The organism is Vibrio owensii CAIM 1854 = LMG 25443 (assembly GCF_000817815.1).
GTDB lineage: Bacteria > Pseudomonadota > Gammaproteobacteria > Enterobacterales > Vibrionaceae > Vibrio > Vibrio owensii.
Map to the genome: position 1 here is coordinate 88,021 of NZ_JPRD01000024.1, position 26,477 is coordinate 114,497.

Sequence of the window (26,477 nt, forward strand, 5' to 3'; positions counted from 1 at the left end):
TTTTTCTATTCTGCTTACGCGGCTTCGTTATTTTGCTTTCGGCAAGACAACGACTTCAGTTTTTGCCCAGATGTCGTGGAAGCCACGTTTTTGCGGATCGATTGGCACAGTCAAGTTAGCTAAGCCAAAGCCCGACGTACCTAAACGAATTAACGCCTGAGTAACCGTAATTGGTGCACCATCCTTACTGTTACGAATTTGCATTTTCCAAGCTCGCATCCCTAAGGTTTGTCCTGCTCGTGTCCAGAAGAAGACAAAGAAATATACCCAGACTGCCGCCAAGTAGAATGTAAATAGTGGGCTCAGTACAGGATGTTTTCCCAGCATGTCAGCTGCATCTGCATATTCCCCGTAGCTCAGCAATCCTGCTGCATTCAGCGCAAAGACGATTGCCATTACAACACCAGCAGCCATCATTTCAATCGCCAAGATAATCAGCGTGTCGTAGAACAACGCCGCTAATCGACGAAAGAAGCCTGCTGGTGGAAGAGTTGTAGAAGTCGTCATAGTTCCATCACTTACCTTTAAAATTGTGCGTCAGGATATAGATTCCGCTTGTTGGTGAAAAGAGAGCTAACGCACAGAGTCTCTAATTACGAATAAATCACCGCAGCAGAAGACACTTTATATCCATCCTTCCACTTAACAAAGCTATCCAGTTCAAACTTCGCGCCACCCAGCCTGTGAAATCATCAAACATACGGTACCTTGCTGAGTTAACGAAATTACGAATGACGTGATAGAGGTACAAGATGATCGTAATTACTGGCGCGAGTAGTGGCTTAGGTGCGCAGCTAGCTAAGTTGTATGATGCTCATGGCGAAGAAACACTGTTAACCGGACGCAGTGAAGAGAAGTTGGCGACTCTTGCTCAGCATCTCTCCAATAAAGCGCAAACACGTAGTTGTGATTTGGTTGATACATCCCAAGTCGAGAATTTGTTTGATGGGCTGCCTAAAGTGCCTTCTACGCTGATTCACTGTGCGGGAAGTGGGTATTTTGGTTTATTAACTGAGCAAGACCCGCAAGAGATTCAAAAGCTGATTGAAAATAACCTCACTTCGGCGATTAATATCCTTCGAGAGTTGGTCAAACGTTATCAAGATCAGCCAGTAAACGTTGTGATGGTGATGTCGACAGCAGCACAGCAGCCTAAGGCACAAGAATCGACGTACTGTGCGGTGAAGTGGGCTGTCAAAGGTTTGATTGAATCCGTTCGTATGGAGTTAAAAGGCAAACCAATGAAAATTATCGCTGTGTATCCCGGGGGTATGGCGACGGAATTTTGGGAGACGAGCGGTAAGTCATTAGACACCAGTAGCTTTATGAGTGCAGGTGATGCAGCGCGGATGATTCATGGTGCGCTTTCTAATATTGGTAATGGTTACGTTTCGGATATTACTGTTAATCGTTTATAGGGCTGAATGGTGGTATTACAACAAAGCGAAACGGCAGACCGAGCTAAGATGAGATCTCCTTTGTCACACTTTGTGGCGAAATTATCAGCAAACGATAGTTATTTAAGGTTTTTCTGCTTGCGCAGGTCAAAAGCTTACGTATAATGCCAACCATCAAAGGGCAATAGCCCAGAGATGCCGGTGTGGTGAAGTTGGTATACACGACGGATTCAAAAAAAGTTTTAAATCAAGTCGTTACAATCAAAACTAAAAGCATCATCACCAAGCATTGCCAGTAAGTCGCTAACTAAAGCGGCTTTTTTTATGTCTGCAATAAACCACCTTCATACTGAACTATGGTACATACATGGTTCATCTACTGTTTATCAAGTCACTTCTCTAAGCCAAGTAAAGCAACGACGTTACGACGCTAAAGCCTTCCAACTCTAGTATTCCCAAGCCTGATGTATCCCAAGAACCATGGTCAAAGCATGGTGACTTTGCGTGGTATGAGGTTTTTTAAGCGTAGGCAAGGGTCGTAAGTAATTTTAATCAATTTCTTACGACAAATAACGAGTGCGATGCTTCATTGAAGATAAGTATCAATTAGATAAAGTACAGTGAAGTAAATGATCAACCGGATAATTTGTTTTTAACTGTGTAAACCGTTAATCCAACGGCGGCAACAGTTCCTAAAACATTGCTTACAGTTCTCAAGGTGTTGTGCGTTTTGCTTTGCTCTACATGTTTTGCAAGCATATCAACAAATTTATTCTGCATCTGAAATAAATGTTGTTTGTCGGATTCGGTCTTAGCGCTAGCACTCAAAAGGTGCAATAATTTAATTTGTTCATTGAGTATAGCAGCTATTTCACTATCAAATTTTGCACTATCTTTTGTGAGTGTTTCTACTTCATTGGTAAAGTGTGATAATAATGCTGAATTGCTCATTAAACGTTGCTTTACTAAGCTGCCTGCGTTTTTATCTCCATCCGTAACTTGCTTTGTTAATTCTCTTATTTCCACGATATCGTCATGTTTAGCATATTCTGTCATTTTAATCGCGACTCCTGAGCAAATGTTTCTTTACAGTGACTGATAAGATAAACCTAGTTACTCTGAAAGCAAGAAAAATCAGACCATTCGTGGGAATAAATAGCTTATCTATTTACGCCATGAAGTTGTTAGAAATCCTGACCTGCCCAAGTACAATGTGTCCCAACCAGAGAAAATTTCAAATCTTGTTTATGGTAGTAGTGATGTGTCGCTACTGCCTGAGACTATCCAGATTGATGCCGGAGGTTGGTTCTTTGAAGGAATCTCGTCTTCGATGGCTATGATAAAACTAAACGAAATCACAGCAATGAATACATTGCTAAGAACTGGTTTTGAAATTGTTCATCAATCTACGTTTTGTCGTAGTTTTCAAGATGCCTTCCTTTAGTTCATTGCAGCATTACTTGAGATTAAACTATCAATCTAAAAACTGTGAATTAGCATCACAAATCTTGATTTTTAGGTAAAACGACAGGCTTAATCGTTGTTTGGGTTGTGTCTTTAGGCACTCTTTGGTCGTCAGTGTTTCATATAATGCTATGAATCAAAAAGTAAACAATGAAACGTTTTACTATGGAAGACTCGAATCCCGATCTAAAATCAGAGCGAGAACATCACTACGACTTTAACTACCCTTTCCCACCTAGGCATCATGACTGGTACTGGCGTGATGCTTCAATGAGCTATGATGAGGCTCTTGAAGCGTTCCATGCTCAAAGTGAAGAAGATCAGCACATTAGACGTAATCCCGTAAATCGAGATACTCCAAAGAAAGTTGTTGATCCTATCTCGCATGATGGTAAGGGGTATCCATTTCCACCAAGGCACTCAATGACTTGGCAGAATAATGAATATGGTGTGAGTTATGATGAAGCCGTTGCTTTGTATGAGCATGAAAGGGCAAAGGCAGTTAACCCTAGAATGGTTCGTAATCCCCTTGTGAATGTTTCGCCTAAAACACCTGACGGTTCACGTTTAGCTGTTCAAGCTATGAATCAAGAATTAGCTAATGCTGAAGCTGCGATGAAATCTGTTCAAATTCCGTCGGATATGTCCCAACTAAACACAAAGCACGTAAATAACCGTGAAGTTGAGCAAGGAGTTTTTCTGTGGATTGAATCGAAGGGTACAGGGCATACGTTTGTCTCCGTACATCAAGCAGAGAAAATTACAATATTTTCGTATGGGCGCTATGATGATGTCGGGTTAATCCCTGCTGTAGGTGAAGGTGTTTTGATCAAGCTGGAAGCAAGTTATGCTAATGAGTATATATTGCGGCAGCTATACAGAATGGAAGCAAAAGTTTTTAAAATTTTTGATGTTCCCCCCGATAAGGTGATTAAACATTTCAATTCGTTATGGGAGGGGAGTTCTGAACGCCCTGATGCAAAAGATACACCTGAGACAACAAAGTTATTTGGTCGAGTTATTGATAATTACGATTTGTCAGGAAACAACTGTACAACGCACAGTGTTAACGCATTAAAAGTATCAGGCTCACGCATTTTTGACAATGAACTGTTTAGTCTTAAGTATTCAGAGGATTTTGTTATTCCCTCATCTTTAGAACGGTACATGATTGATGTTAGTAATAGCTTTGAAATGATTTCGGTAGATGTGACTAGCGAGATGAAGAATCGTTTTCCTAACACAGGTAACCTATCGTCATTAGATAAGGCTGGGAAGTTTGAAGAAAGCCTTGGTGCTTCTGGCGAAAGTTCTGGATATGTAGGAAGTTCGTCAGGTTATTCTGGTGGTACTAATGGTGGAATATTAGGGAGTAGTAATGAGTCGTAAGTTGATAATGTGGATCGGAGGGGGGAGTGTTGTATTTGTCTATATTGCATTCTTTATTGCTGCGATGTTTGCTTCAATGACTTTTAAAAATTGGGTTAGTCTTGGAGCATCGGTCAATGATTCTGATATTGCGACTGTTCAAAATATAATGAATACACTATTTAATATTCCAATTATGGTGTTTTCACTGCATGCGATTTTGATCGCTTTTATGTATTGGTACGGTCGAAACAAAAAGCGCTAGTTCTGGGTGATCTTTATGTGAACAACAACCGCAATAAACCACCCTTGAAACTCATATTAACTTCCTGAATAACCCAAGACATTCAGGAGGTTAAATGAGCAAATCACAACGTCTCACCACTGCATTTCTAAACAATCTCAAGCCCAATTCTGCCAACGCTAAATCCACCGATTACGAAATTAACTTGTCTGCTATGAAAGATAGCGGATTACCAACAGGTGTTCGTTGTCTCGTCGGTAAGTCAGGTAACAAGCGTTTCCTTTTGCGATACACCAGTCCAGTGACAGGTAAGAAAGCCTCTATCGGTCTTGGTAAGCATCCTGAAACAGACTTATCGACACTGAGAAAGGTGTCGAGAGAACATCGCCAACAAATCCTTGAAGGCATTGACCCGAAGTTAGAGCGCGATACTGAAAAGGTTGACGCTTCCATGACGCTAGAGCGCTTCTTCAATGAGGTGTACTTACCGTTAGCCAAGCAAAAGCGCAGTTGGAAAGATGATGTTGCCAGATTTAACCAACACGTTAAGTCGATACATCATGTACCTATCTATGAACTGACAGCGGCTCACATCGTGAAAGTTCAGATGGAAATGCAAGGTAAAGTCAGCAGCACAACGGGGAAGCCTTATGCGCTTGCAACCATTAATCGAGTATTGGCTTTGCTGAAAACCATCAATCGCCAAGCTTACAAGTTGATGGATGCGCCGTTAGTGGCGGATAAAGTGAGTTTGCTGCGAGTGGATAATGTGCGAACCGGATATTTGAGCGAACAGCAATTGCAAGCGTTCGTATCCCATGCGCTCAATTATCAAGATAAGCAAACAGGGGCATTTCTAGCGTTGTTGTTTTTAACAGGAGCGAGGGACAAGGAGCTTCGCTTTCGCTTATGGACAGACATTGATTGGCAAGAGCGTTCAATTCATATTCCACATACCAAGAACGGCACAAGTCATACCCTCTTTCTTAGTGACTTTATGGTCGATATCCTACGCTCGATACCTAAGGTGACCAATAACCCTTATATCTTTGCAGGACATAAACATCGCAAGCCCATCAGTCCCGCCCGTCATGCTTTGAAAGTCATCAAAGCAAAAATGGGATTGCCTGATATTCCAGGCGATAAGGAAAACATCACCCTGCATAGTGCAAGGCACACCGTAGGCTCGTTACTCGCCAGCCAAGGTGTGCCACTTCACGATATCGCAAAACAGCTAAACCATGCTGACCTAGCCAGCTCAAGACGTTACTCCAAGCTTACCGTTGGTCGACGACGAGAGATTGGCGCTAAGTTGTCAGATATGGTTAGCCAAATCCATTGATAAATAACCGTAATGAACGCCCCCATGCAGTCCATCTGCATGGGGGCTTTCTGCATTTAAGGACAAGCAAAATGAAAAAGATACGCCACTTTAACGAAATCAAAACCCTACCTATCCCAGACGACATCAAAGCCAAGTTGCTCGACCATTTGATTGAACCGTTCGGGGATGAAGCGACAACGAACGCATTTTGGCAAGACGTAGGCACTACCTTGTACCTCATTGAACATGCAGATACGGACGCTTTACTTGCTTCTGAAAGTGAGGAAGACCAACACTTTCTTCGCTTTGTGATGAATTATCCAGAGTGGGTGTTTGTACTCAGTGATGAAACTTGTCCGTGGATATTAGCCGTTGCCATTATCACGATGGAGGGGGCTGGCGTGTACTTGCTGGCACCCTCTACTAGCCCAACTCAACTGGTCAATCGACTGTCCACTCAAGCCGTAGACTCAATCTAATACACCATCGAAATAAGGAAAAAATAGCATGACTCGTAAAACCAACAACAAACAGAAAGCGCCTGAGACGTTGAATGAAAAAGAGCAAGGAAAGAGTGACGTTCAATCTCAGGGTGTTGCACAGATTACCCATCATATTTTACAGGAGGGGAAAGCATTGAAATTGAGCCCTAAGTCCACCAACCATGTGTTTTATGAAATCGGTCGCGCCGTCGTCGACGGTGAGTTGTATGTCCGTTTAGTCGGTAACGAAGGCGGTGGTTTGCACAGTAAAGAGTGGATAAAACTGACGGATGTGCTGGATGTATTGGCAGAGCAGGAAGATAAACCCTTTAAGAGCAGCTTATTTAAAACGGTATTCAAAGGGGGCAGTGCCAACAATGCGGGCTTTCTGGCGGCTTGCATTCGTGGCATGGGGTTAACCATCAAGTCGGAGACATCCGTGTTCTTGCATGTGGTTGCGCCAGAGTTTGACCAACAGAGAACGCAACTGCTGGCGCTTAGTGAGCCAGAGTCCGATAACCAATAGCCAACCATCCTACCGTTTCATACCGAGCACGACCTAACCGTGCATTCTTAACCACCAAAAAGAGATTTTATTATGAACTTAACTTTTAATGTTGAGCGTTTGCTGCTGCCTGTTAGCATCGACTTACAAGAGAAGCTGTCCAGTCTGGCGAATGAGGAGGGCGTGGCGTCGACGACGACAGCGGTTGTGTTTAACTTTCGAGAGACTAGCTACAGCGCAGAAGAGGGCGGTTGGCATCCAGTGGAAATTCGAATTGAACAAACTCAAGGACAATGGGCTTTCAGTTACATCACGGACTTTGCATATTGTGGCGGGGCTTTTCCTGAGCTGGTTAAAGAAGTGGATTTCTGCTTTGATTCCGGTGTTGCCCACTTTTCCTATGTTCCAGAACTACCAATAGCAAGTAGTGAAGTGATGGAGTTCTACTCAATATGGGAGAGTAACTTTTTAAGCTACATCGACATGGACGTGTTTGATGAAATAAAAGTCACTCTTTACTAGACCATTAACCACAACTTGCGTTGAAAGCACCATGTATGAACCATAAAATACCACGCTCACTTCCTAGTGAAATTAAGGCTTCCTATTGCACCATGTCAGTCATGGAACAATGGGAAGCCTTTTTCATTTGGGTAACTAACAGCAACGTTTTACTTAAACGTTGAAGACGAGAGCCAGAGGGAAGCGATTCGATGAAGTCGGTTGCAATCGGAGAGAGGTTAAATTTAACCCGTTTGTGTGGTTCGTACTGGTGTTTTTGTTATAAACGCTCAAGAGAAGCATTGAGTTCACGGATTAACTCAAGCTTGAGGCTTACGGGTGAAAGCACTTCTATTTTTGGCATCCAAGCTTTTAATGTGGGTATCACGTCCCCTAACTTCGTCACTCGACAACTGACCAGCAAACTGCCATCAGCCAACTCTTTCAATATCTGTTGATTGGGAAGAACACCACCACCCATAAACACAGAGGCAATGTCTTGGTCGACTTGCAATAACACATCGGCATTTTCTGCGGTTAACCACTCCATACCTTGACGGTAGATGTCTTCGCGTATCTTCGCGTCGGGTTGGTACTTCTCAGCGCTTTGAAGCACCTGAGTAATCTTACTCATACGATAAGAATAGAGAATGCCTAAATGCGTCGCTGCCAGATACCAAATGCCACGGTCATTGACGAGCAAGTAAGGATAGACAGCATCAACCGCTTGTTGGTTGTACATCATACTCACGACAGATTGAGAGCGAATGGCTTGAGCCAGTAGATTGAATACAGAATCAAAATGTTCGGTATCTTCAATACGAGGATGCTTAAACAAGAGACTACGATAGACCTGACTCATGTTGATGTTTTTTGGCAGCAAGCTAGAGAGTCCGGAATCACTCATGACTTTTTGAATGGATGGCATGGTCAATCTGGTTGGCGCTAACTTGTATCCCTCAGCATCACGCACAATCGGCGCTTTAATCAATCTTTCATTGAAGTCACGGCGCAAGGTCTTTTCGCTGACCTGATAATCTCTCATTAGCTGCTCGATAGAAAGCACCTCACCCATGAATAAACGGGTCAGGATATCACTCAATCGAAAGGCTAACTTTTCACTCTTATCACTCATTTCTACATCGTAACGGTCAGTTTGGACAGGTTGCGTCCGTCTGATTTTTAAATGGATGAGCCTGTTACGCACTTAGATTTGATATAGGTTTTATCCGCCTTAGCCTTTCTTACTTTTCTATGTAAAAGCAACCACTTGGTGCATTTGGACACCACCTGTCCTTAGTGCGCCAGATAATACTTTCCCTTATATCCATGACCTTATTTTTAAAGGAGACAAGCAATGTCAAACATTGTATTTGAACAAACAGACAACGCAGTACTGACAACGAGTGGAGACTATGCTTTGGTCTTTCAGCACTGCCAGCAGGTACTCATTCATCTTGGTGGTCGTATCAAAGCAGAAGACTTGAACGCAGGTTTACTCGAAGCGGCATGGCGATATGGCGTTAATCCATTTGGCTTGAGAGGGACGTTGCACTTTAGAGCGATGGAAGACGGTCAGATTTCGGTCACAGTAAAATCGGGCTTTAAAGATAGCTTTAATACCAGTTCAGCGGTTGATAAGAAGACGCAGGAAATTCTCTCCGCATTACTGGGGGGAGCGTCGACGTCGACGACCCTCTCACCTCCTGCCTTTGATGCCGCACCAGTCAACCCATCGAGAAACAAAACCAAATTAGCCATGGCACTGCTGACCTTCTTTTTAGGTGGCGTAGGTGGTCATAAATTCTATGCCGGATGTTGGGGATGGGGATTGGTGTATCTTGTGAGTTGCTTGCTACTGCCGGGCGTTTCAGCGGTAGTGGCATTGGTGGAGCTTATTCGTGTACTGACCTTGTCTCAAGAGCGCTTTGATGAGAAGTACAACCTAACCGCACCTAAACCTTTTACGTTTATTTGGTAGAGCATGATGAAGAAAACATTCCTAATTCTGGCATTAACTTGCGCGCTACCTGTACAAGCAGGTTGGTTTGATTCACAAGAAGTCAAAGCGGCGAAAGGGGCAAGGTTGAATGCTTGTCCGAATGTCACACTAGAGCAGATGGTGGATAGCTTTCTCGCTTCTCCGTCTTGGGCGTCATTTGAAACAGAGGGTAGAAGCTTTGTGAATATTGAGGGGGGATTAGAGTTCAATGACAAGCCTGTGAAGGGACTTATTCAGTTCGAGCTGTTTGAGGATGACTCATTGAATATCAACGCGTTTGAGATGAACGAGATAGCGCAGAATCAACTTATGACCATGGGGTTGATAGATAAGATGTGTGAGAGCGCGGTATCAGAGCATCAAATGACGGATGATGTGACATCGGGGAAACTGACTGCCAAGGTGTTATCGGTTGAACCGAATGGCGGAGAAGCTTTAAAGGTGATAACAGACAAAGGACACTTTGTGCTGAATGGTTCCATCTTAACGGTGGACGAGATAGTGATGCTTGAAATGGCGGCATTGAATGATAGTGAGCTGTGTTTCTTGGGGACAGATACGGTTTACAAAGACAGCTTTACCGCGCAATGCTCAGAGTGAGATTAAGCAGATAAGCAAATGAATAGAGCGCCCGATAGGTATGTACTTATCGGGCTTTTTTACACCCAAAGAAAAGGAGCATGATGGTGTTGTCATTAATGAGTACGGGTATCAGTGCCGTGAAGATACATAAGCGAAACGATGATGTTGATATTGAAATCAAACCGAGCACTAAAGGGGCGATTAAAGGTGCAGCAACGGGCATGGCAATAGGACGTTCTTTTGGGAGTATCGGTTTAGCGGTTGGTGCAGGGCTTGGTGGCGTACTTGGATACATTCTAGAGGCTGACTAGCTATAAGCAATCTAAGGGGAGCGATCCCCTTTTTCTTTTTTTGGGTGGAAAATCGGGACGCACATTGGGCGCAGGGAGTCGGGAGATAGTTAGTGGATAGGGCTTATTTACTGGCTAAGTCAAACATATATGAGTTTGCTCCTAATGATTCAGGCGAGATGCTCTCTCAGTGCGCTAGCCTAGGATCATTTGCCTATATGGATACCAACACCACTTTAGCCTTTGTTTTTATAAAAAACTTCGTTGAAAAAGTTACAACAACTTAATTATAGGACTGTTTGCTATTTAGCTTAGAAATGCTCCTATTTTAAACAGAATCGTTAACACCGATGAGGCATTATATATGAACAATCTATTTGAAATTTGTAACTTGGAAAGCAGTAAAATTGAAGAGCTGAAAGTGATTCTTCCTAAGAACGTCATGAATACTCGCCCTATAACGGGACGACCATTGAGAGCGTCTAAAAAAGTATTGTCAGTAGCTGTAATGACTAAGTATGAAGAGGAAAGAAAGTTTACCTACTTGATAAATAGTGAAACAGCGAAGCTATTACCGAAGTCTGCATATCAAGTGAAGGATTTATTTACTACTTACGACGAATTCGGTTCGATAAGGTTTCTAATTTTAAGTTCGGAGTCAAATAATACTTGGCAACGCTCGTTACGTGAATCTATAACGTTAGCGCAAAGTACGGCTATCGAACTAAAAACCGATCACGAAGCTAAAGTTTATGTCTATCACCAGAAAGAAGGAGCGATAGTAGAAGAGCCTAGTAGTGAGTCAATTTCAGAGCAGTTTCAGCAGACCTTTGATGAGTTCTACATTGATACACCTGAACATCCTTTGATTCGAGAAAAGTCAGGCAAGCACGTTGTCGTCGTCGACGAGGGGATTACCGACGACGTCGACACTAAACCGACGCAGTTGCAAGCAGCCTTAGAAGTTGAGAGTGACAAGGAGCCTGACCTTTTTGAAGGTGAATTCGACAACTTGACTGTTGAAGTACCAGAGTTCGATTTTGGTGAGCTAAACATTGATGATCTTGACCTATGAAGGGTTCTCGCCCGTTATAGTCTGTCTTCTGATACTCCTTACTTCTTAAGAGTACAGCTTCAAAAAAGCTCAGACTTAAAGAAGATCGTTAAGCAAAACCATCTAACCTTAGCCACTGTCCCACAAGGCATAATCACTCGTATAGAGAGCCACTTAAGCCATATCCATAAACGTCAAGGCATTCGAGTTAATCGCGATGCCATTGAGCGCAGGATCCACAAATATTTAAAGAAGAACTCGAAAGTTAGTCAGCATGTAGCCAAATTGTTAGGAGGCATGCTGGCAGGACTTACGTTCTGTGATGGAGCGTGGTTACACAGACCACAAGTATCCCCTTTTCACACGAAAACAGGGCGGGATACCTCTATAGGTTCAGCATTGAACTATGTACCTAAAGAATATTGGTCATCATTTCTTCTTCCGCCTGAAGAATATTCATACGTACTGCTGGATTATGAACAGCAGGAGCCAGTTATTGCAGCACATTTAGCCGGATGTAACGCTCTCTTAGATATTTACAGTGCAGGTGATATCTATGAGCACTTGGCTTGCTTGTTGGACGACCCAAGGTTGGGGCGTCCCCAAGTTAAACGGCTATTGATTGCCCAACTGTACGGGATCAGTGAGAAAAGATTAGTGGAAGATTTTGGTGTACCTAGCTCTTTAGTCAGAAGTTGGGTGAATAAAGTAAAAGAGGCAACGAATCCAATTAGTTCATATTTAGATCGTATAGGTCGAACTATTCAGCAGAATAAAGTCGCAACGTCTCTAGATTGGCGATATGCCATAGATGTAAAGGATCCCTTTAACTCATTGCGAAACTGGTCAATTCAAGCGACAGGGGCGGACATTATGCGCCGAGCTTGCTTAGGCTTTGACGCCGCAAAAATTCCCTTACTCCTAACAAACCATGACTCATTTCTGATTCAAGTGAAAACGAGCAACATTGAGGAAGAAGTAGAAAAAGCAATAACGCTTCTTGAGGTTGCTAGCGCTGATGTCTTGAGTGGGTTCAAGTTAAAAACAAAGGTCGAAATGACCTTGTCTTAAGGAATAAAAAATGACAAGTAAGAAAGATGAATTAAAAAAAGTGATAGAGCAAATCCCATCAACGCAATTTAAGCTAGATAAGAAGAATGACAGTAGTGTTTTTCTAGATATCAGTAAGGGGATTGCAGAAGTTATCCCTGTCAGAGGGGATAAGTTTAAAAAGGTTATCCGCCAGAAAGCTAAGCAGATTGGGCTCCGACTAAAACAGGCTCAGGTTGATGAGTTAGTCGAAGAGTTTGATGCTATCGCTTTTGAGAATGACGAGGTGATCGAGGCTCAGATCCGTTACGCGTTGAGTGAGGATAAACAAACCGTTTGGATTGATTTATGTAATGGTTCTATCGCCAAACTTTCAGCGGGAAAAGTGGAGCTCGTTGACGTCGTCGACGACGGGATTTACTTCTCGCGCCCGACTTATCAATTACCAATGACGATGCCGAACGTAGAAATTGATAGTGGAGGGGTCAAAAAAGCGCTCAAACAATTCAAGAGCTTGGTGAATACAGATACAAATACCTTTTTCTTATTATTAGGGTATATGACATACGTGATGTCTAACCCTAAAGCGAGAGGTGTGCCATATCCCATTTTAGCGATACAAGGAGAAAAAGGGTGTGGAAAGAGTTTTACGTGTAACAATGTGCTGCGTGGACTGCTTGATCCAAGCTCAATGTCAGGTCTGTCGTTAACGCGCAAGATGAATGACTTTATGTTGGTCATCAACAGTATGTATCTGTCGGTATTCGATAATTTACGTTCGCTAACGAAAGAACAAAGTGACATTTTATGTACGACCGCAACCAATGGAAGCACAGCTAAGAGAGAGCTTTATTCCGATACTCAACTTACGGTGTTGCAATTGCATAGCCCTCTAGTGCTGAATGGTATCCACGACTACATAAAAGAAAGTGACTTAGCTTCTCGCTGTGTTCACATCAAATTACAGCCCATGCCTGAAAAGATGCGTCGAACCGAGCAAGAGTTAAAAGCCGATTTAGAAGCCCTTAAACCAGATTTGTTTGGTGCCTTGTTAGTGTTGTCTTCAAAAATTCTTATTGAATTAGAGAGTGTAAAGGTCATCTATTCGGCGAGAATGATGGATTTTGCAAAGTGGTTGAGTGCATTAGAGGTTGTATTGAATTTACCAGAGGCTCAGCTTCAAAAAATGTACGCAGAAAATGTGAAGTCCTTGATGGCATCGGGAACTGCGGATGATAGCTTAACGATAGCGCTACAAAAACTGGTTAAAACGCTAGGAGCTGGAGAAGCTTGGCAGAGTACACCATCGGCTTTATTAGAAAAGCTATATGACTTTGAGAACAGCCAGTTTCTTCCAAAAGGAGCAGGAGCGTTAAGTGCCAAGTTGAAAGGTCAGGAGGCAAGCCTAAATGCTAACGGAATTTACCTCAAGTTTGGTCGAGGCAGTGAACGCTTCGTTATGGTATCGAGTAAGATGCTAGTGGAGTAGCGCCAATGCGATAGAAATCGAGTATACAGAAATGTTTTAGTCTATTTTTGTCGGGTGTTCGCGTCGTCGTCGACGGTTATTGTCGACGACGACAAAATTTTATTCTAACGGAGGTAATTTGTTTTCACATCGTTGAGCGTTTGCATGGGCTAGTACTCGACCAACAGATGTTACTTGAAAGCTAACATCCATCTTATTCCACCATTCTGACAATGCTTTTAAATTATGTTTCTCATTCCATTTTTTCATGAAAAGAATTGTATTGTTTTCCTTCAATGTGTTCTCGTTAGAGTATAAATCGTAAATAGAGTTTAGAGCTTGTATTTGTATGTCCGTAAGCTTTAATGGTATATCGGCAGGAGTTCCTTGATATAATACTCTATGATATATTAATATAGAACTTATGTGTTCTTTTCTTGTGACAGGAATTCTTACGTAGTTTTCATTTAGTTCATGTACGATCAATAAGTCTTTCGGTAATTGATTTGATTGAAGTATGGCTACAGCCTTTAAATAGTCATCAGAATCTTTTTTTATACCAGCATCAATATATCCAGACAATAATTCAGGGTAAAATTGTTCTATCTTTTTTAAACCACCAAACGGGCTTAATCGTACAGCATCTAGGATGTCTAGATGATCAAGCCAATTAGAACCTGTAGGCATAGTGTTATACATGACCTTTCCAAATAAACTATCTAATGCATCTAGTCCTGAATTGATATTACCAGCTACAGGTAAGAAAGTATTAACGGAGTGGAAAACTGTTAAACCAAGTAGTGCATCATCTGCAATTTCGTCCACAATTTCAACGGCACGGGTTACACCTGCGCGAACTATTCTGTCTTCTCTTTTTTGAAAACGATGAAGTAATAATTCTGCCAGTAAATCATAATCTGCGGGTCTTTCTGTTGCAGCGGCTGTTTTTTGTGCTTCAAGTAAAAGTAGTTGAAAGCTTGGGTCTGCAAACGCTTCTAATGCTCCGTCTACTATCTCCATTTTAGGCATTAATCTATTTTCAAACTCATTTATTCTTATGTTGGCGATGTCAAATGCTTCCTGAGAATATTCTTTTCTTAGTTGTAAGTTCATCTCTTGGTATATTTCTCGAGCTCTTTTTTCATCAATGCCAACATTTAAAGTTATTTGTTCGGCTTGAATGTTTGTTGACGAATCCCCCCCTTCTTGAAGTTTCTTATTTATCATCATGTTTTCCCCTTAAGTTTAAATTTTTACCGATTTGGATGTTCGTTGAATTATTACCGCCTTTTTGTATTTGCTTATTATTTCTATTTGAAAAGAAGTAACTTAGGACAGCTATAGGTACAGCGATAGCTACCCCACTAAATAGCCATTCTTTATTTTGCATAATCCAATCCATTTATCCCATCCTCGGTAGTTATGTTTGTTTAGTTTTATATGTGTGAAAATTATTTTGGGGCTAGTTTTGCACTTTCAACATCATATAGAGTTTCATGGTTTCGTAACCATAGATGAAATTCAGTACCTCTTAATGACGCATCTTTAGAGCAATCTACATTCCATAAACGAAGCCAATATCCAGCGACAGCAGCTCTTACTTGAATAACTTTGACACCATCTTTCATATCTAGATCACGTTCAATCGTCTTTGGATTCAATACATTTTCTGAACAAGGGTGAGGAACTAGTTCTAATCTTACATACCTATTCCATTGATAATCTAGTGTGCTTGTTCGTTCGAAAGGAACAAACTCGTCTAGTTGCTCTGCTTTTATAATTCGGCTTAAAACAAAATCACAAAACTTTTTCCTTTTATAATCATAAGCTCTTACATGCAGTCTGAGCCCGTTGTCTACCAATGAGTGAGGAACTATCTTTCTATCGGAGTTCCCGTTTTTAACTGATAGGTAGTTTATTCTTAATGCCTGTTTGTTGATTATGGATCGTGATAGGGACATTAACACATCCAATTTTGGCATTGATAGGCGAGGTGGTGCTGAATAGCTTTCGTTCTCACCTAAACCTAAAGCCAGTGCTAATGCTGGATTCCGAAGCTTTCCAAGTGCTTCATGAATCCTAATCGTAAAGACAGGTTTGAAGCTGCTATCTTTTATGGTGTATGTCTTAGAGCTATCGTCAAAGTCCAAATTCTCAGGTGCTATATCCTTATATTTTCTGAAGTCCCTTGTGGCTGCAGGTGCTGAAATAGCAAATTTATCAACCAAATCACTTCGAGATAACCATCCCCGAAATTGGAGTAGAAACTCGATATATTGCAGTCTTTCTCTCACTGAAAAAGACAGTTCTTCAATACTCATGGTGTGTTCTCCTTTACAAAAAGAAAGTATTACACAACAAGATCTAAATAACCACTTGATCTAATCATTTTGATCATGTTATTGTGTGTTTTGTGAACTGTGAAGTTCGGTTTTTATACTTTAACTAAGGACAAAAAATTATGGCGGTTAATAGACCTTACGGTGATAACAAGCGGATCGGGGCAGTGAGAAAGCGTTCTCAATTTAAACTTCCTTCTGGTCTTTGGGCTAAAAGAAATGCAGAAAACGGTCAGATTATGGACGTGAAAATGGATGGGGAACCATTTAAGGGGGTAAGGAAAGAGCATAAATGAAGAGGGACAATGAAGCTGCAACTTCATTGTCCCAGTATAGGCGCAACTAAATCGCATATGGACTGCAATCCATTTGTTTCAAAAAAACTATGCCACCTAGCTACGACTCGGAGATTACGCAATAAGTATCGCTCAGGTCAAGTTTTAGTGTGGTTTTCTTAGAAGGAAATCAAGTAATGACTAGTGATAATACACAGTTAGAATCTGATGTTGAGTATATTTTTAGACCTTACATTACTGTCAAAGGTAAGCGTATAACACGCAAAAACGGCGGTATGTTTAAAATTCCTGTTAATAAAAAGACGAAAGATTGAACCACTAAATTTGATGTTTTTTAGTCGTTCTGTGAGGGGCATTGTCGTCGACGAACGTAAGCACGGTGAGTGCTCCTTAACTACTTACAATGAGACTTTTTTGGGAAACAAGCCACGATATTCAATCTGTTTTCTATTTATTATGAAGTCTCTTGAATGTTAATGAGTGAGGTATCTTAAGATGGCAGTATATTGCGTAAGTTATGATTTGAACTCTCCGGGTCAGAAATACGAAAAAGTACATGAAGTTTTGAAAAACTTTTCTAAGTGGTATCACATCATGGACTCTACATGGCTCATTTCTACTCACTACAATGCTACACAGATTCGAGATATGATCTCCCCTTATCTAGATGGAAGTGACAGAATGTTCGTTTCTCGTGTTGATGAGTACTCAGGTTGGTTGACTGATGATGAATGGACGTGGTTATCTCAAAACGTTTAGTTCCATCATCATCGGACGCTTGAACCTCACGCCCGAAGCAACGAGATTTTGAATCCGAAAGTGACCGAAAAGATTCATGGTGCATTCATGGTCTTTTATCGCTGATTTATCAGGTTATATGGCAGACTGGACTGTGCTGAGATCTCCTTTGTCACACTTTGTGGCGAAATTATCAGCAAACGATAGTTATTTAAGGTTTTTCTGCTTGCGCAGGTCAAAAGCTTACGTATAATGCCAACCATCAAAGGGCAATAGCCCAGAGATGCCGGTGTGGTGAAATTGGTATACACGACGGATTCAAAATCCGTTGCCTTCGGGCGTGGCGGTTCAAGTCCGCCCACCGGTACCATATTCCAAGACAGAGCCTCGACGAAAGTCGGGGCTTTGTTGTATCTGGGTTTTGTGAATTCAAATCCAGCGTGGCGGCAGGAGTGCCTGTCCAATCAAGTCGCCCACCGATACCATATTCTAAGACAGAGCCTCGACGAAAGTCGGGGCTTTGTTGTATCTAGGTTTTGTGAATTCAAATCCAGCGTGGCGTCAGGAGTGCCTGCCCAGTCAACTCACCCTCCGGTACTGTACATAGAAAGGTCGCTTTTATAGCGGTCTTTTGTCGTTTTGGGTGTTTGAAAATAGCGGAAGAAAGTTAGCGTTGCCTTCGCGTTAGCAGCAGGAACGTTTGTCCAGTCAGGTTGGTGCGCCGATACTGTAGCTTAAAGCGTTGCCTCGAAGTTTCTGAATCCTCAAAACAAAAAAAGCGCGAGGGGTATGCCTCGCGCAAACTACTACATGGTGATAGTAGGAACAGCCTATAGAGCTGTGAACAAGGTGTTCTGTGTATTCGGAGTCCAGTCTGCTTGTGATACGTGCGGTACGTTGACTAGGTAGCGCAGACCTTGGTAAGTCACCACGTCGCCTGCTTCATACGCGACATTTAGAGCCCAGTTGGTAGCAGGATCTGCATTGGTCCAAAGGCTAGAAGTAGAAGATGGTGCCCAATCTTGTTGCGCGATGTGTGCTGTCACGGCTTTGTAAACAGTGCTAGAATGCGTTACGTAATCACCAGCAGCGTATGCGTTGCCGACCTGCCAAATAGGCGTGTAGTTATCAATGGTATCGAATACGTAACCTGCTTCTTTAGCGATTCGAAGGAATTTTGCTAATTTAGGAAGGTTTTGCGTAGCCCCCATACCACGCTTGCCATCTTCGTATAGAAATTCGTGTGTTAAGACCACGACTTTGTCAGCATGCAAAGGCGTACCACAAGGGAAACCATGGGCTTTTGAGTTGATCGGATTGATCGTTGTTGGTGCGCAGCTGTTTAAGGCGGCATCAACGTAGCCAAGAAATGCTTCTGCTTCCGTTAAACTGTTAGCTGGCATTGGGATTCCCCAGTTTTCTGGTGCCCAATCTACATCCCAGCCATGCGTTTGATATCCTTTATTCGCCAAGATGTTTTGCACTTCGATAGAAGCTTTTACACTGTTTGATGGATTATCTAGATCGCAGACATAACCAGGTTCCCAAGGCTTTAAATCATCAGAGGTTGCACATAATCCGTCGGCTTTAAAATCTTTTGTGATACGCCAGCCATTGGTATAAGGCAAGCGCGCCAGCTCTTCGCCAAGGTAGTTCGGGTAACTGTTGATGTTAGGCAGGTATCTCTCAAACACGACTAAGTTATCTGCAAATGTCGAAGCATCGTAAACAGGATCTTGGTAAGCATTGATTTGGTGATCGCCGGTTGCATTACATTCTGCACCACTCGTTGGGCCAAATTCATCAACACAGTTGTGCACCATATGAGCATAGCTGTGGTTCGCGACGACATGCCCTGTATCAAGCGCTAGTTTCAAAGCTTCCAATGCACGATCTTCGTTCTCATCGCCAATGCCATCCAAGTGCCAAGCATTAAAGTAGAAAGTGCCTTTAACGCCTTGTTCATTAAGCACATTAATCACATCAATAGAAGCGTTAATAGGACCGTCATCAAAGGTTAAATATATCGTGCCTTTTGGTGCAGTTTGGGCAAATGAAAATTGAGATAGCGCAGTACCTAAAAATGTAACCATAGCCAGTTTATTTAATTTCATTTTCTATTCCTTTTTAGAAATTAATTATGACGTTGTCAGTAGTAATATATTGATAGTTATAAATATAAGTTAATACATTTTGTTATTTTGTTATTTTGTTGGCTTTTATCCTAGACCTAAATAATTAATAAAAAATAGGCTGTATTTTCTAAAATGAGATTTGGTTCACGAACAATGCAACCGGTTGCGCTTTTTTGCGTTGGTTATTTTTGCTACAGTTTTTGTAGATTGAAATTTACACAACGGGAGTAAGGCTATGAAAAAAATTCTTTTGTGCTGTAGTGCTGGGATGTCGACCAGTATGTTGGTTAAGAAAATGGAGCAAGCAGCTGAAAAACAAGGCATTGACTGCAAGATAGATGCGCTGTCAGTGAATGCTTTTGATGAAGCAATTAAAGAATACGACGTCTGCTTGTTGGGTCCACAAGTGCGATTCCAACTAGAAGAGCTTCGTAAAACAGCAAATGAACACGGCAAAAATATTGAAGCGATTTCCCCTCAAGCTTACGGAATGATGAAAGGGGAAGAAGTACTACAACAAGCATTAGAACTTATTAACTAATTCAATAATTTAAATAAAAGTAAGAATTTTAACTGAATATAAATATTCGGTGCGGAATTCTTTTGTCTGAAATAAGGATGGAATCTATGAAGCTTTATGATGCGATTATCGGAATCGTCGAAAAGCATATAGCCCCAATTGCGGCTAAAGTGGGTAATCAACCTCATGTTAGAGCAATGAGAGACGGATTTATTGTGGCAATGCCGTTTATTATTGTCGGCAGTTTTATCTTAATTTTTGCGTTTCCCCCATTTGCTGAAGGTACCACGTTTACTTTAGGGCAAATATGGTTGGATTTCGCGACAACGCATTTCGATACCATAATGATGCCCTTTAATATGTCTATGGGGATCATGACCATATTTGTCTCGCTTGGGGTCGCCTACAGTTTGGCGAAGGCGTACAAGATGGACGGCATTACCAGTGCAGTTTTGTCACTCATGAGCTTTTTATTGGTTGCTGCTCCTGCCAAAGATGGTGCTTTAGCGATGAATCACATGGGAGGAACAGGGATCTTTACAGCGGTTATGTGTGCTTTCTTCTCAGTTGAACTGTACCGATTTATGAAGAAGCATAACATTACTATTCGTATGCCAGAGCAGGTACCGCCAGCTATCGCTCGTTCTTTTGAAGTTTTACTGCCAGTCTTGGCAATTTTCATTACGCTCTATCCGTTGAGTATTTTTGTTCAAACTCAATATGACATGTTGATCCCTGATGCCGTGATGGCCATGTTCAAACCATTGATCAGCGCTTCTAATACTTTACCAGCGATCATTGGTGCGCTGCTTGTGTGTCAGTTGTTGTGGTTTGCAGGTATCCACGGGGCTGCAATCGTTGTTGGTCTGTTATCCCCAATCTTCTTAACTAATATCAGTGCGAATATTGATGCCTTTGTTGCTGGTCAGCCTATTCCAAACGTATTCACTCAACCTTTCTGGGATTTCTATATCTTCATTGGTGGTTCGGGTGCAACACTGGCGCTAGTCCTGCTGATGTCTTTCAGTCGTTCAGCACACCTCAAAAGTATTGGTCGCATGAGTGCTGTTCCGGGGTTCTTCCAAATCAATGAACCAGTCATTTTTGGTAGCCCTGTAGTGATGAACCCAATTCTATTTATTCCATTCGTATTTGCTCCAATCTTGAACGCAACCATCGCATATTTTGCTGTGCATCTTGGTTTTGTTGGTATGGGTGTCGCGACCACGCCTTGGACAACGCCTGCGATTATTGGTGCGTCATGGGGAAGTGGTTGGACATTCTCACCTGTTTTGTTGGTGATTGGCCTGCTTATTCTTGACCTCTTTATTTACCTGCCGTTCTTCAAGATGTTTGAGAAACAGGTACTTGAGCAAGAGTTACCGACCAATAAAGAGTCCAAAGAAGCAGAGCAGCCTTCGGGTGAAGGCGTGACGGCTTAACTATTAATTGGGCTGTGACTTGGCAGCCCTTCTTTTCGGAGAGAAGACATGGAACAAGAATTAGTTGTAATGGAAATCATCTGCAATGCTGGTGAGGCTAGAAGTCTAAGTTACGAAGCGTTACGTCTATCGAGAGAGAAAGACTTCGTTGCCGCAGAGGAAAAGCTTTCTCAAGCTAGAGAGTGCATTAACAAAGCACACTTGATTCAAACTCAATTGATCGAAGAAGACCAAGGAGAAGGCAAAGTACCAATGACGTTAGTGATGGTACATGCTCAAGACCATTTGATGACCACAATATTGGCGCAAGAAATGGCCGTTGAAATCGTCGCGCTGAATAAGCAACTCGCTGAGAAGTAAGGAAACCATTATGCCAAGAGATGCAATCAAGCTTGCCATTATTGGTGGCGGCAGCAGCTATACACCGGAACTGGTAGAAGGGGTGATCAAACGCTTGGAGTTTTTGCCAGTCAAACAGATGCACTTTGTGGATATTGAAGCAGGCGCTGAGAAGCTAGAGATCATCAAGGGCTTAGCTCAGCGTATGGTGGATAAAGCTGGTGCAGATATTGAAATCAAAGCTGGATTTGACCGACGTGAGGCAATCAACGGAGCCGATTTTGTTATGACTCAATTCCGAGTCGGTGGTTTAGCTGCACGAGCTAACGATGAGCGTATCCCAATTAAGTACGATGTCATCGGTCAAGAAACAACAGGCCCTGGTGGATTTGCAAAAGCATTACGAACTATTCCCGTGATTCTGGATATTTGTAAAGATATTGAGGAGCTTGCGCCAAATGCTTGGATGCTGAATTTTACCAATCCTGCAGGTTTAGTCTCTGAAGCGGTGAGCAAGTACTCTAAGGTTAAAAGTATTGGTTTGTGCAATGTCCCTGTCTCGATGGAGATGATGATAGCTGAAATGATGGAGTGTGAACCGAAGGAGCTTCAACTCGAGTTTGCAGGCTTGAACCATCTTGTTTGGGTGCTAAAAGCTTGGTTGAAAGGCGAAGACATTACTCAAACGGTGCTAGAGAAAGTCGGTGACGGTGCCAATTTCAGTATGAAGAACATTTGGGAAGAACCATGGGATCCTGCATTTCTAAAAGCGTTAGGCGCAATACCGTGTCCTTATCATCGTTACTTCTATCAAACTGACGCGATGCTAGCAGAAGAAAAGCAAAGTGCAGGGGAGCAGGGGACACGTGCTGAGCAGGTGATGGAAACAGAAAGTGCACTCTTCAAACTTTACCAAGATCCAAATTTAGACCACAAACCCAAGGAGCTAGAAGAGAGAGGTGGTGCTTATTACTCTGATGCTTCTTTAAATCTTGTGGATTCGATTTACAACAATCGTAACAGTATTCACGTTGTTAATGTGCTAAATAATGGTGCAATCAATGGCTTAGCTGATGATGCCGTTATTGAATGCAGTGCCGTGATCGGAAGTTGGGGGGCAAAACCTCTGGCTGTTGGTAATTTATCTATCAATATCAGTGGATTGCTTCATCAAGTAAAAGCCTATGAACAACTCGCAATAGAAGCGGCGGTTGAGGGGAGTTATGACAAAGCCTTAATGGCATTAACTAACAACCCGTTGGTTCCAGATATTGGTCGTGCGAAATCCATCTTAGATGAAATATTGGAAGTGAATGCGCCATACCTGCCGCAGTTTAAACTGACGACTTTGTAACTCGAGGAACATCGCGAATGAAAGTGATTTTTAACGCAGATGATTTTGGTTTAACTCAAGGTGTAAACAACGGCATTATCAAAGCGCATCAACAGGGTGTTGTGCTATCGACAACCATGATGATGGGTATGGACGCAGAGCAACACGCTGTTGAGTTAGCGAATCAGAATCCGAACTTAAAAATTGGCGTCCACCTTCGTTTTACTGCAGGGAACCCTCTAACTGGCCATCCAAATCTTACCAGTGGTGGGGAGCAGTTTGTTCGTTTTAATGAGTTATGGAAGAAGCGTGATTTCCAAGAAGAGGCGGTTTACCAAGAAGCCGTTGCTCAAGTTGAGCATTTTCTTTCATTGGGATTACCGCTTAGCCATATAGATAGTCATCATCATGCTCATACTCATCCTCAATTATTGCCAGTGATTCGAAGAGTGGCTGAGCAGTATCGAGTGCCGTTGCGTGGTAGCGGTTTGTGTCATATCGACTGCGATACCACGTATCATTTTACCGATGAGTTCTATGATCAGGGAGTGAGTTTAGATGGTGTTATGGCGCATCTAAAAAGTCTCAAGTCTCAATATGATGTGGTTGAAGTTATGTGTCACCCTGCTGATGTCGATCAACACTTATTGTCTATTAGCGGCTACGCTCTGCAGCGAGAGTTAGAACTTCAGGTGCTGACCTCTCCAATATTAAAACAAGAGCTGGGCGAACACGGTATGAGAATCACGGATTATTCGACTCTCATTTCTACTCGTAAATTTGCCAGTGTATGATTAAGGCTGCCAGCATCGCCCCCCCCAACACACCTTACGATTTGCTGGCAGTCACTTTCTGGTATTGTCTCCATTAACAAAAAGCAGTTGGATTGAATAAGCACGATGGCAAGGATTAAAGATGTCGCTGAACTTGCGGGAGTAAACCGCTCTACCGTTTCTCGCATTATTAATGGAGAGGGGAAGTTCCGGGAAGAAACAAAGAAAAAAGTTGAAGCTGCGATGGCTGAACTTAACTACCGCCCAAGTGCTATTGCCCGTTCGCTTGCAACTTCATCTAGCAACATGGTTGGTTTGTTGGTGACGTACTATACCGGTGGATTCTTTGGTGAGATGATGGAGCAAGTGCAGACCGAATTGGACATGCATAAGAAGTTCCTAATTACAGCGCAAGGGCACCATTCGGCGGAAGGGGAAAAGGAAGCCATTCAGCGTTTTAATGATCTGCGGTGTGATGGTTACGTGCTTCATAGCCGCTATCTATCTGATGATGATTTACGAGAACTCGCCAAGTTGCCAACGCCGTTTGTGTTACTCGATCGTTATGTCGAAGGCATAGAAGAGCGTTGCGTCACCTTCAACCATCACCACGCCAGCCGAATTGCCGTTGAACATTTAATTGCTGGTGGGCATAAACATATCGCTTGTATCAGCGGGCCTTCTCAGCGTCATAACAGTTTATTGCGAAAACTCGGCTATGTGGATGCAATGAAAACGGCTGGCATTAATATAGACGAAAGTTGGTGTGAAGAAGGCAATTACGGACGCCAAAGTGGTTATGATGCAATGGCCGCTATTTATCACCGCCATCCTGAAGTGACGGCTGTGTTTTCATGTAGTGAAGAGATGACGGTCGGAGCGATGCAGTTCTTGCATGAAAAACGTATCCCGGTGCCAGAACAAATCTCATTGGTGAGTTTTGATAGTGTGGATTTGTGTGAAAGCTTATATCCAACGGTGTCTGCCGTACACTTCCCAATCAGCGAGATGGCTAGAGTGGCAGTTCAAACATTAATGGGGTTAATCAAAGATCAGCAACCACACACCAAGCCAGTATTTGAAGCTGAGTTAAAACTACGCAAAGCGGATCGAACTCTTTTCTAACACCTCTTTATTACTCTCTGTGCGAGTTTGTTGATGACATGCACAGAGAAGCTTCATTCATCACCCTTATTGATGAATTCATTTACAAAATCTACTAGTATTATAGGCTTATCAATAAAGTCTTATCAGCAGTGGAACAGTGGCAGCAATTAAACTTACAGTGGATCGTATTCAGCCCGGGTTACATATCCGTCTTCCGCTAAAGTGGAACGATCACCCATTCCTACTTAACAGCTTCAAGATTAAAGACCAGGAACAAGTGGAGATGATTCGTCACCTTGGTGTGAAGTTTGTGTACTTTAATCCGGAACAAAGCGATGCATCTCCTCTTCCTGCGAATCAACCTCAAGCCGAAGTAAAGAAAGACGATGCCTTAGATCTTGAGGCTCAAAAATTATGGCAAGAGAAGCAAAAACGAATTGAAAAGCTGAGTGCTTATCGTCGTCGCGTCATTCAATGTGAAAAAGAATTCGAACGGTCACTCGCTCGAATGCGTTCTGTGATGACGAAAATTCGTAACCGTCCCGCAGATGCGGTAGGGGAAGCAAAACAACTGATCGACGACATCGTTGATAAGTTAATGTGTGATGACAATGTGACTTTGCACTTAATGAACGGTAAGAACGAGTTCGAAGATATCTACTTCCACTCTCTTAACGTTGCCGTTATTGCGATGATGATTGGGCGAGCGAAAGGCTATTCCGCCGAGCAACTTAAAGCACTTTCGTTTGCTGCTTTGTTTCATGACATGGGCAAGATCAAAATCCCAACCGCTATATTAAGGAAGCAAACGCCACTGAGTGAGCCCGAAATCAACTATCTAAAGCTGCACACTAAGTACGGCTTAGACATGGCTAACCAGATTGAAGATTTTCCTGATAGCGCAAAAACCGTGATCGCTCAACATCATGAACTACGCGACGGCTCTGGTTACCCTGAGGGTTTGAAGGGGGATGAGATTGATGAGCTCGCACAGGTGATTATTGTTGCTAATGCTTTTGATAATCTGTGCCATACCCCAATCGCTTCTGAACAGAAAATTCCATATACAGCACTTTCCCACTTATATAAGAACTGCAAGCACTTATATAAAGAAGAGAACCTTAATATCTTAATTAAGTTTATGGGCGTATTCCCTCCAGGGACGGTAGTTCAGCTTTCTAACAATATGGTGGGCTTGGTTATCTCAGTGAACGCATCTCACTTATTGTTCCCGAATGTACTAGTCTATGATCCTGCTGTTCCAAGAACGCAAGCGCCAATCATTGACCTCGCATCTAAAGATATAAAGATAGTTAATGCGATTCCCCCGTCTAAATTGCCGGAAAAAATCAAAGAGTATCTTAATCCGCGCTCACGCATTTCCTACTTCTTTGATAGCGACGAGTAGTTATCCACAGTTTTTTGTGGGTAAATTGTAGAGATCCTGAGTGTTATTTCTGGGTAATTTTAAGGTTGGATGGAAAGTGTTCGCTTGGCATGTTCTTTTAGAAAAAATGCATTTTTAGTCTTGCCAAAGAAAATCTTCTCCCTATAATACGCATCCAGCGACACGGCAGACGCCACAAGGCTTCAGCGGAGTCGAAGAGGTGAAAAGCTTCTGCGAAAATTAGTTGAAAAAAGTGTTTGACACTCTCAATTATCTCGCTAGAATGCACCTCCGCTTTGAGAGAAAAACTTCTTGATAAGCAAGCTCTTTAACAATA

General features: G+C 42.4%; 29 protein-coding genes and 1 tRNA gene. 23 read left to right on the forward strand and 7 right to left on the reverse strand.

Going from position 1 to position 26,477, the window contains the following annotated elements:
• Window positions 1–27: 27 nt before the first annotated feature.
• Window positions 28–507: an RDD family protein gene (locus H735_RS15110; RefSeq protein ID WP_005441982.1), complete on the reverse strand. Its 480-nt coding sequence runs from the start codon at window positions 505–507 to the stop codon at window positions 28–30.
• Between the two features lie 245 nt (window positions 508–752).
• Here H735_RS15110 and H735_RS15115 point away from each other — a divergent pair, with 245 nt between their 5' ends.
• A complete protein-coding gene (locus H735_RS15115) occupies window positions 753–1,418 on the forward strand; it encodes an SDR family NAD(P)-dependent oxidoreductase (RefSeq protein ID WP_020195880.1) in 666 nt (221 codons plus the stop codon).
• A 612-nt stretch (window positions 1,419–2,030) separates the two neighbouring features.
• Here the strand turns inward: H735_RS15115 and H735_RS15120 are convergent.
• A complete protein-coding gene (locus H735_RS15120) occupies window positions 2,031–2,453 on the reverse strand; it encodes a hypothetical protein (RefSeq protein ID WP_020197017.1) in 423 nt (140 codons plus the stop codon).
• A 558-nt stretch (window positions 2,454–3,011) separates the two neighbouring features.
• Between H735_RS15120 and H735_RS30155 the strand changes: the two genes are divergently transcribed.
• The 6 genes from H735_RS30155 to H735_RS15150 all read left to right on the forward strand — a co-directional run bounded on the left by H735_RS30155 (window position 3,012) and on the right by H735_RS15150 (window position 7,306).
• Complete coding sequence (locus H735_RS30155; protein WP_152447655.1) at window positions 3,012–4,250, forward strand: hypothetical protein; 1,239 nt, start codon at window positions 3,012–3,014, stop codon at window positions 4,248–4,250.
• Window positions 4,240–4,494, forward strand: coding sequence for a hypothetical protein (locus tag H735_RS15130; protein WP_020197019.1), 255 nt, complete (start codon window positions 4,240–4,242; stop codon window positions 4,492–4,494). The genes H735_RS30155 and H735_RS15130 overlap by 11 nt, the downstream gene beginning before the upstream one ends.
• A gap of 94 nt (window positions 4,495–4,588) precedes the next feature.
• Window positions 4,589–5,815, forward strand: coding sequence for a tyrosine-type recombinase/integrase (locus H735_RS15135; protein ID WP_020197020.1), 1,227 nt, complete (start codon window positions 4,589–4,591; stop codon window positions 5,813–5,815).
• A gap of 71 nt (window positions 5,816–5,886) precedes the next feature.
• Window positions 5,887–6,276 carry a hypothetical protein gene (locus tag H735_RS15140; RefSeq protein WP_020197021.1) on the forward strand — a complete coding sequence of 130 codons (390 nt, stop codon included), beginning with the start codon at window positions 5,887–5,889 and terminating at the stop codon, window positions 6,274–6,276.
• A gap of 28 nt (window positions 6,277–6,304) precedes the next feature.
• Window positions 6,305–6,805, forward strand: a complete 501-nt coding sequence (locus H735_RS15145; RefSeq protein ID WP_020197022.1) for a hypothetical protein — start codon at window positions 6,305–6,307, stop codon at window positions 6,803–6,805.
• A gap of 72 nt (window positions 6,806–6,877) precedes the next feature.
• Window positions 6,878–7,306, forward strand: a complete 429-nt coding sequence (locus H735_RS15150; protein ID WP_020197023.1) for a DUF2787 domain-containing protein — start codon at window positions 6,878–6,880, stop codon at window positions 7,304–7,306.
• A 259-nt stretch (window positions 7,307–7,565) separates the two neighbouring features.
• Here H735_RS15150 and H735_RS15155 read toward each other — a convergent pair whose 3' ends face one another.
• Window positions 7,566–8,420, reverse strand: coding sequence for a helix-turn-helix transcriptional regulator (locus tag H735_RS15155; protein ID WP_020197024.1), 855 nt, complete (start codon window positions 8,418–8,420; stop codon window positions 7,566–7,568).
• A 222-nt stretch (window positions 8,421–8,642) separates the two neighbouring features.
• On the opposite strand from H735_RS15155, the gene H735_RS30160 reads away from it, so the two are divergent.
• The 6 genes from H735_RS30160 to H735_RS15185 all read left to right on the forward strand — a co-directional run bounded on the left by H735_RS30160 (window position 8,643) and on the right by H735_RS15185 (window position 13,752).
• Window positions 8,643–9,266: a TM2 domain-containing protein gene (locus H735_RS30160; protein WP_020197025.1), complete on the forward strand. Its 624-nt coding sequence runs from the start codon at window positions 8,643–8,645 to the stop codon at window positions 9,264–9,266.
• A 3-nt stretch (window positions 9,267–9,269) separates the two neighbouring features.
• Window positions 9,270–9,887, forward strand: coding sequence for a hypothetical protein (locus tag H735_RS15165; RefSeq protein ID WP_152447656.1), 618 nt, complete (start codon window positions 9,270–9,272; stop codon window positions 9,885–9,887).
• Window positions 9,888–9,967: 80 nt separating this feature from the next.
• Window positions 9,968–10,180, forward strand: coding sequence for a hypothetical protein (locus H735_RS15170; RefSeq protein ID WP_152447657.1), 213 nt, complete (start codon window positions 9,968–9,970; stop codon window positions 10,178–10,180).
• A gap of 343 nt (window positions 10,181–10,523) precedes the next feature.
• A complete protein-coding gene (locus H735_RS15175) occupies window positions 10,524–11,234 on the forward strand; it encodes a hypothetical protein (RefSeq protein WP_020197028.1) in 711 nt (236 codons plus the stop codon).
• A 276-nt stretch (window positions 11,235–11,510) separates the two neighbouring features.
• On the forward strand, window positions 11,511–12,284 hold the full coding sequence (locus H735_RS15180) for a DNA polymerase (protein WP_020197029.1): 774 nt from the start codon (window positions 11,511–11,513) through the stop codon (window positions 12,282–12,284).
• A gap of 10 nt (window positions 12,285–12,294) precedes the next feature.
• Window positions 12,295–13,752 carry a hypothetical protein gene (locus H735_RS15185; protein ID WP_020197030.1) on the forward strand — a complete coding sequence of 486 codons (1,458 nt, stop codon included), beginning with the start codon at window positions 12,295–12,297 and terminating at the stop codon, window positions 13,750–13,752.
• Window positions 13,753–13,851: 99 nt separating this feature from the next.
• Here the strand turns inward: H735_RS15185 and H735_RS15190 are convergent, their stop codons facing one another.
• Genes H735_RS15190 through H735_RS15200 form a run of 3 tightly spaced genes read right to left on the reverse strand, consistent with a single transcriptional unit; the run spans window position 13,852 to window position 16,052 of the window.
• A complete protein-coding gene (locus tag H735_RS15190; protein ID WP_202905994.1) occupies window positions 13,852–14,961 on the reverse strand; it encodes an LPO_1073/Vpar_1526 family protein in 1,110 nt (369 codons plus the stop codon).
• Window positions 14,948–15,133 (reverse strand): hypothetical protein, encoded by a 186-nt coding sequence (locus tag H735_RS15195; RefSeq protein ID WP_020197032.1) that lies wholly within the window; start codon window positions 15,131–15,133, stop codon window positions 14,948–14,950. Before H735_RS15195 ends, H735_RS15190 begins: the two co-directional genes overlap by 14 nt.
• A gap of 49 nt (window positions 15,134–15,182) precedes the next feature.
• On the reverse strand, window positions 15,183–16,052 hold the full coding sequence (locus H735_RS15200) for a BrxR family helix-turn-helix transcriptional regulator (RefSeq protein WP_020197033.1): 870 nt from the start codon (window positions 16,050–16,052) through the stop codon (window positions 15,183–15,185).
• 490 nt (window positions 16,053–16,542) lie between these two features.
• On the opposite strand from H735_RS15200, the gene H735_RS31410 reads away from it, so the two are divergent.
• From H735_RS31410 to H735_RS15210, 3 genes are all read left to right on the forward strand, one after another.
• Complete coding sequence (locus H735_RS31410; protein WP_020197035.1) at window positions 16,543–16,680, forward strand: hypothetical protein; 138 nt, start codon at window positions 16,543–16,545, stop codon at window positions 16,678–16,680.
• 181 nt (window positions 16,681–16,861) lie between these two features.
• Window positions 16,862–17,125: a hypothetical protein gene (locus H735_RS15205; protein ID WP_020197036.1), complete on the forward strand. Its 264-nt coding sequence runs from the start codon at window positions 16,862–16,864 to the stop codon at window positions 17,123–17,125.
• A gap of 264 nt (window positions 17,126–17,389) precedes the next feature.
• Window positions 17,390–17,474 (forward strand) — tRNA-Leu (locus H735_RS15210).
• Between the two features lie 460 nt (window positions 17,475–17,934).
• On the opposite strand, the gene H735_RS15215 is transcribed toward H735_RS15210, so the two are convergent.
• Complete coding sequence (locus H735_RS15215; protein ID WP_020197391.1) at window positions 17,935–19,218, reverse strand: polysaccharide deacetylase family protein; 1,284 nt, start codon at window positions 19,216–19,218, stop codon at window positions 17,935–17,937.
• Between the two features lie 256 nt (window positions 19,219–19,474).
• On the opposite strand from H735_RS15215, the gene H735_RS15220 reads away from it, so the two are divergent.
• The 7 genes from H735_RS15220 to H735_RS15250 all read left to right on the forward strand — a co-directional run bounded on the left by H735_RS15220 (window position 19,475) and on the right by H735_RS15250 (window position 26,161).
• The gene (locus H735_RS15220) at window positions 19,475–19,780 is read left to right on the forward strand and encodes a PTS sugar transporter subunit IIB (RefSeq protein WP_020197390.1); all 306 of its coding nucleotides are present in this window, start codon (window positions 19,475–19,477) and stop codon (window positions 19,778–19,780) included.
• Between the two features lie 86 nt (window positions 19,781–19,866).
• Window positions 19,867–21,201 (forward strand): PTS sugar transporter subunit IIC, encoded by a 1,335-nt coding sequence (locus H735_RS15225; RefSeq protein WP_009707622.1) that lies wholly within the window; start codon window positions 19,867–19,869, stop codon window positions 21,199–21,201.
• A 48-nt stretch (window positions 21,202–21,249) separates the two neighbouring features.
• Window positions 21,250–21,561, forward strand: coding sequence for a PTS lactose/cellobiose transporter subunit IIA (locus H735_RS15230; RefSeq protein WP_005441971.1), 312 nt, complete (start codon window positions 21,250–21,252; stop codon window positions 21,559–21,561).
• Window positions 21,562–21,571: 10 nt separating this feature from the next.
• Window positions 21,572–22,894: a 6-phospho-beta-glucosidase gene (locus tag H735_RS15235; RefSeq protein WP_020197389.1), complete on the forward strand. Its 1,323-nt coding sequence runs from the start codon at window positions 21,572–21,574 to the stop codon at window positions 22,892–22,894.
• Window positions 22,895–22,911: 17 nt separating this feature from the next.
• The gene (chbG, locus tag H735_RS15240; protein WP_020197388.1) at window positions 22,912–23,667 is read left to right on the forward strand and encodes a chitin disaccharide deacetylase; all 756 of its coding nucleotides are present in this window, start codon (window positions 22,912–22,914) and stop codon (window positions 23,665–23,667) included.
• Between the two features lie 105 nt (window positions 23,668–23,772).
• Complete coding sequence (locus tag H735_RS15245) at window positions 23,773–24,771, forward strand: LacI family DNA-binding transcriptional regulator (RefSeq protein ID WP_020197387.1); 999 nt, start codon at window positions 23,773–23,775, stop codon at window positions 24,769–24,771.
• A gap of 139 nt (window positions 24,772–24,910) precedes the next feature.
• On the forward strand, window positions 24,911–26,161 hold the full coding sequence (locus H735_RS15250) for a cyclic di-GMP phosphodiesterase (RefSeq protein ID WP_020197386.1): 1,251 nt from the start codon (window positions 24,911–24,913) through the stop codon (window positions 26,159–26,161).
• The last annotated feature ends 316 nt before the right edge of the window (window positions 26,162–26,477 follow it).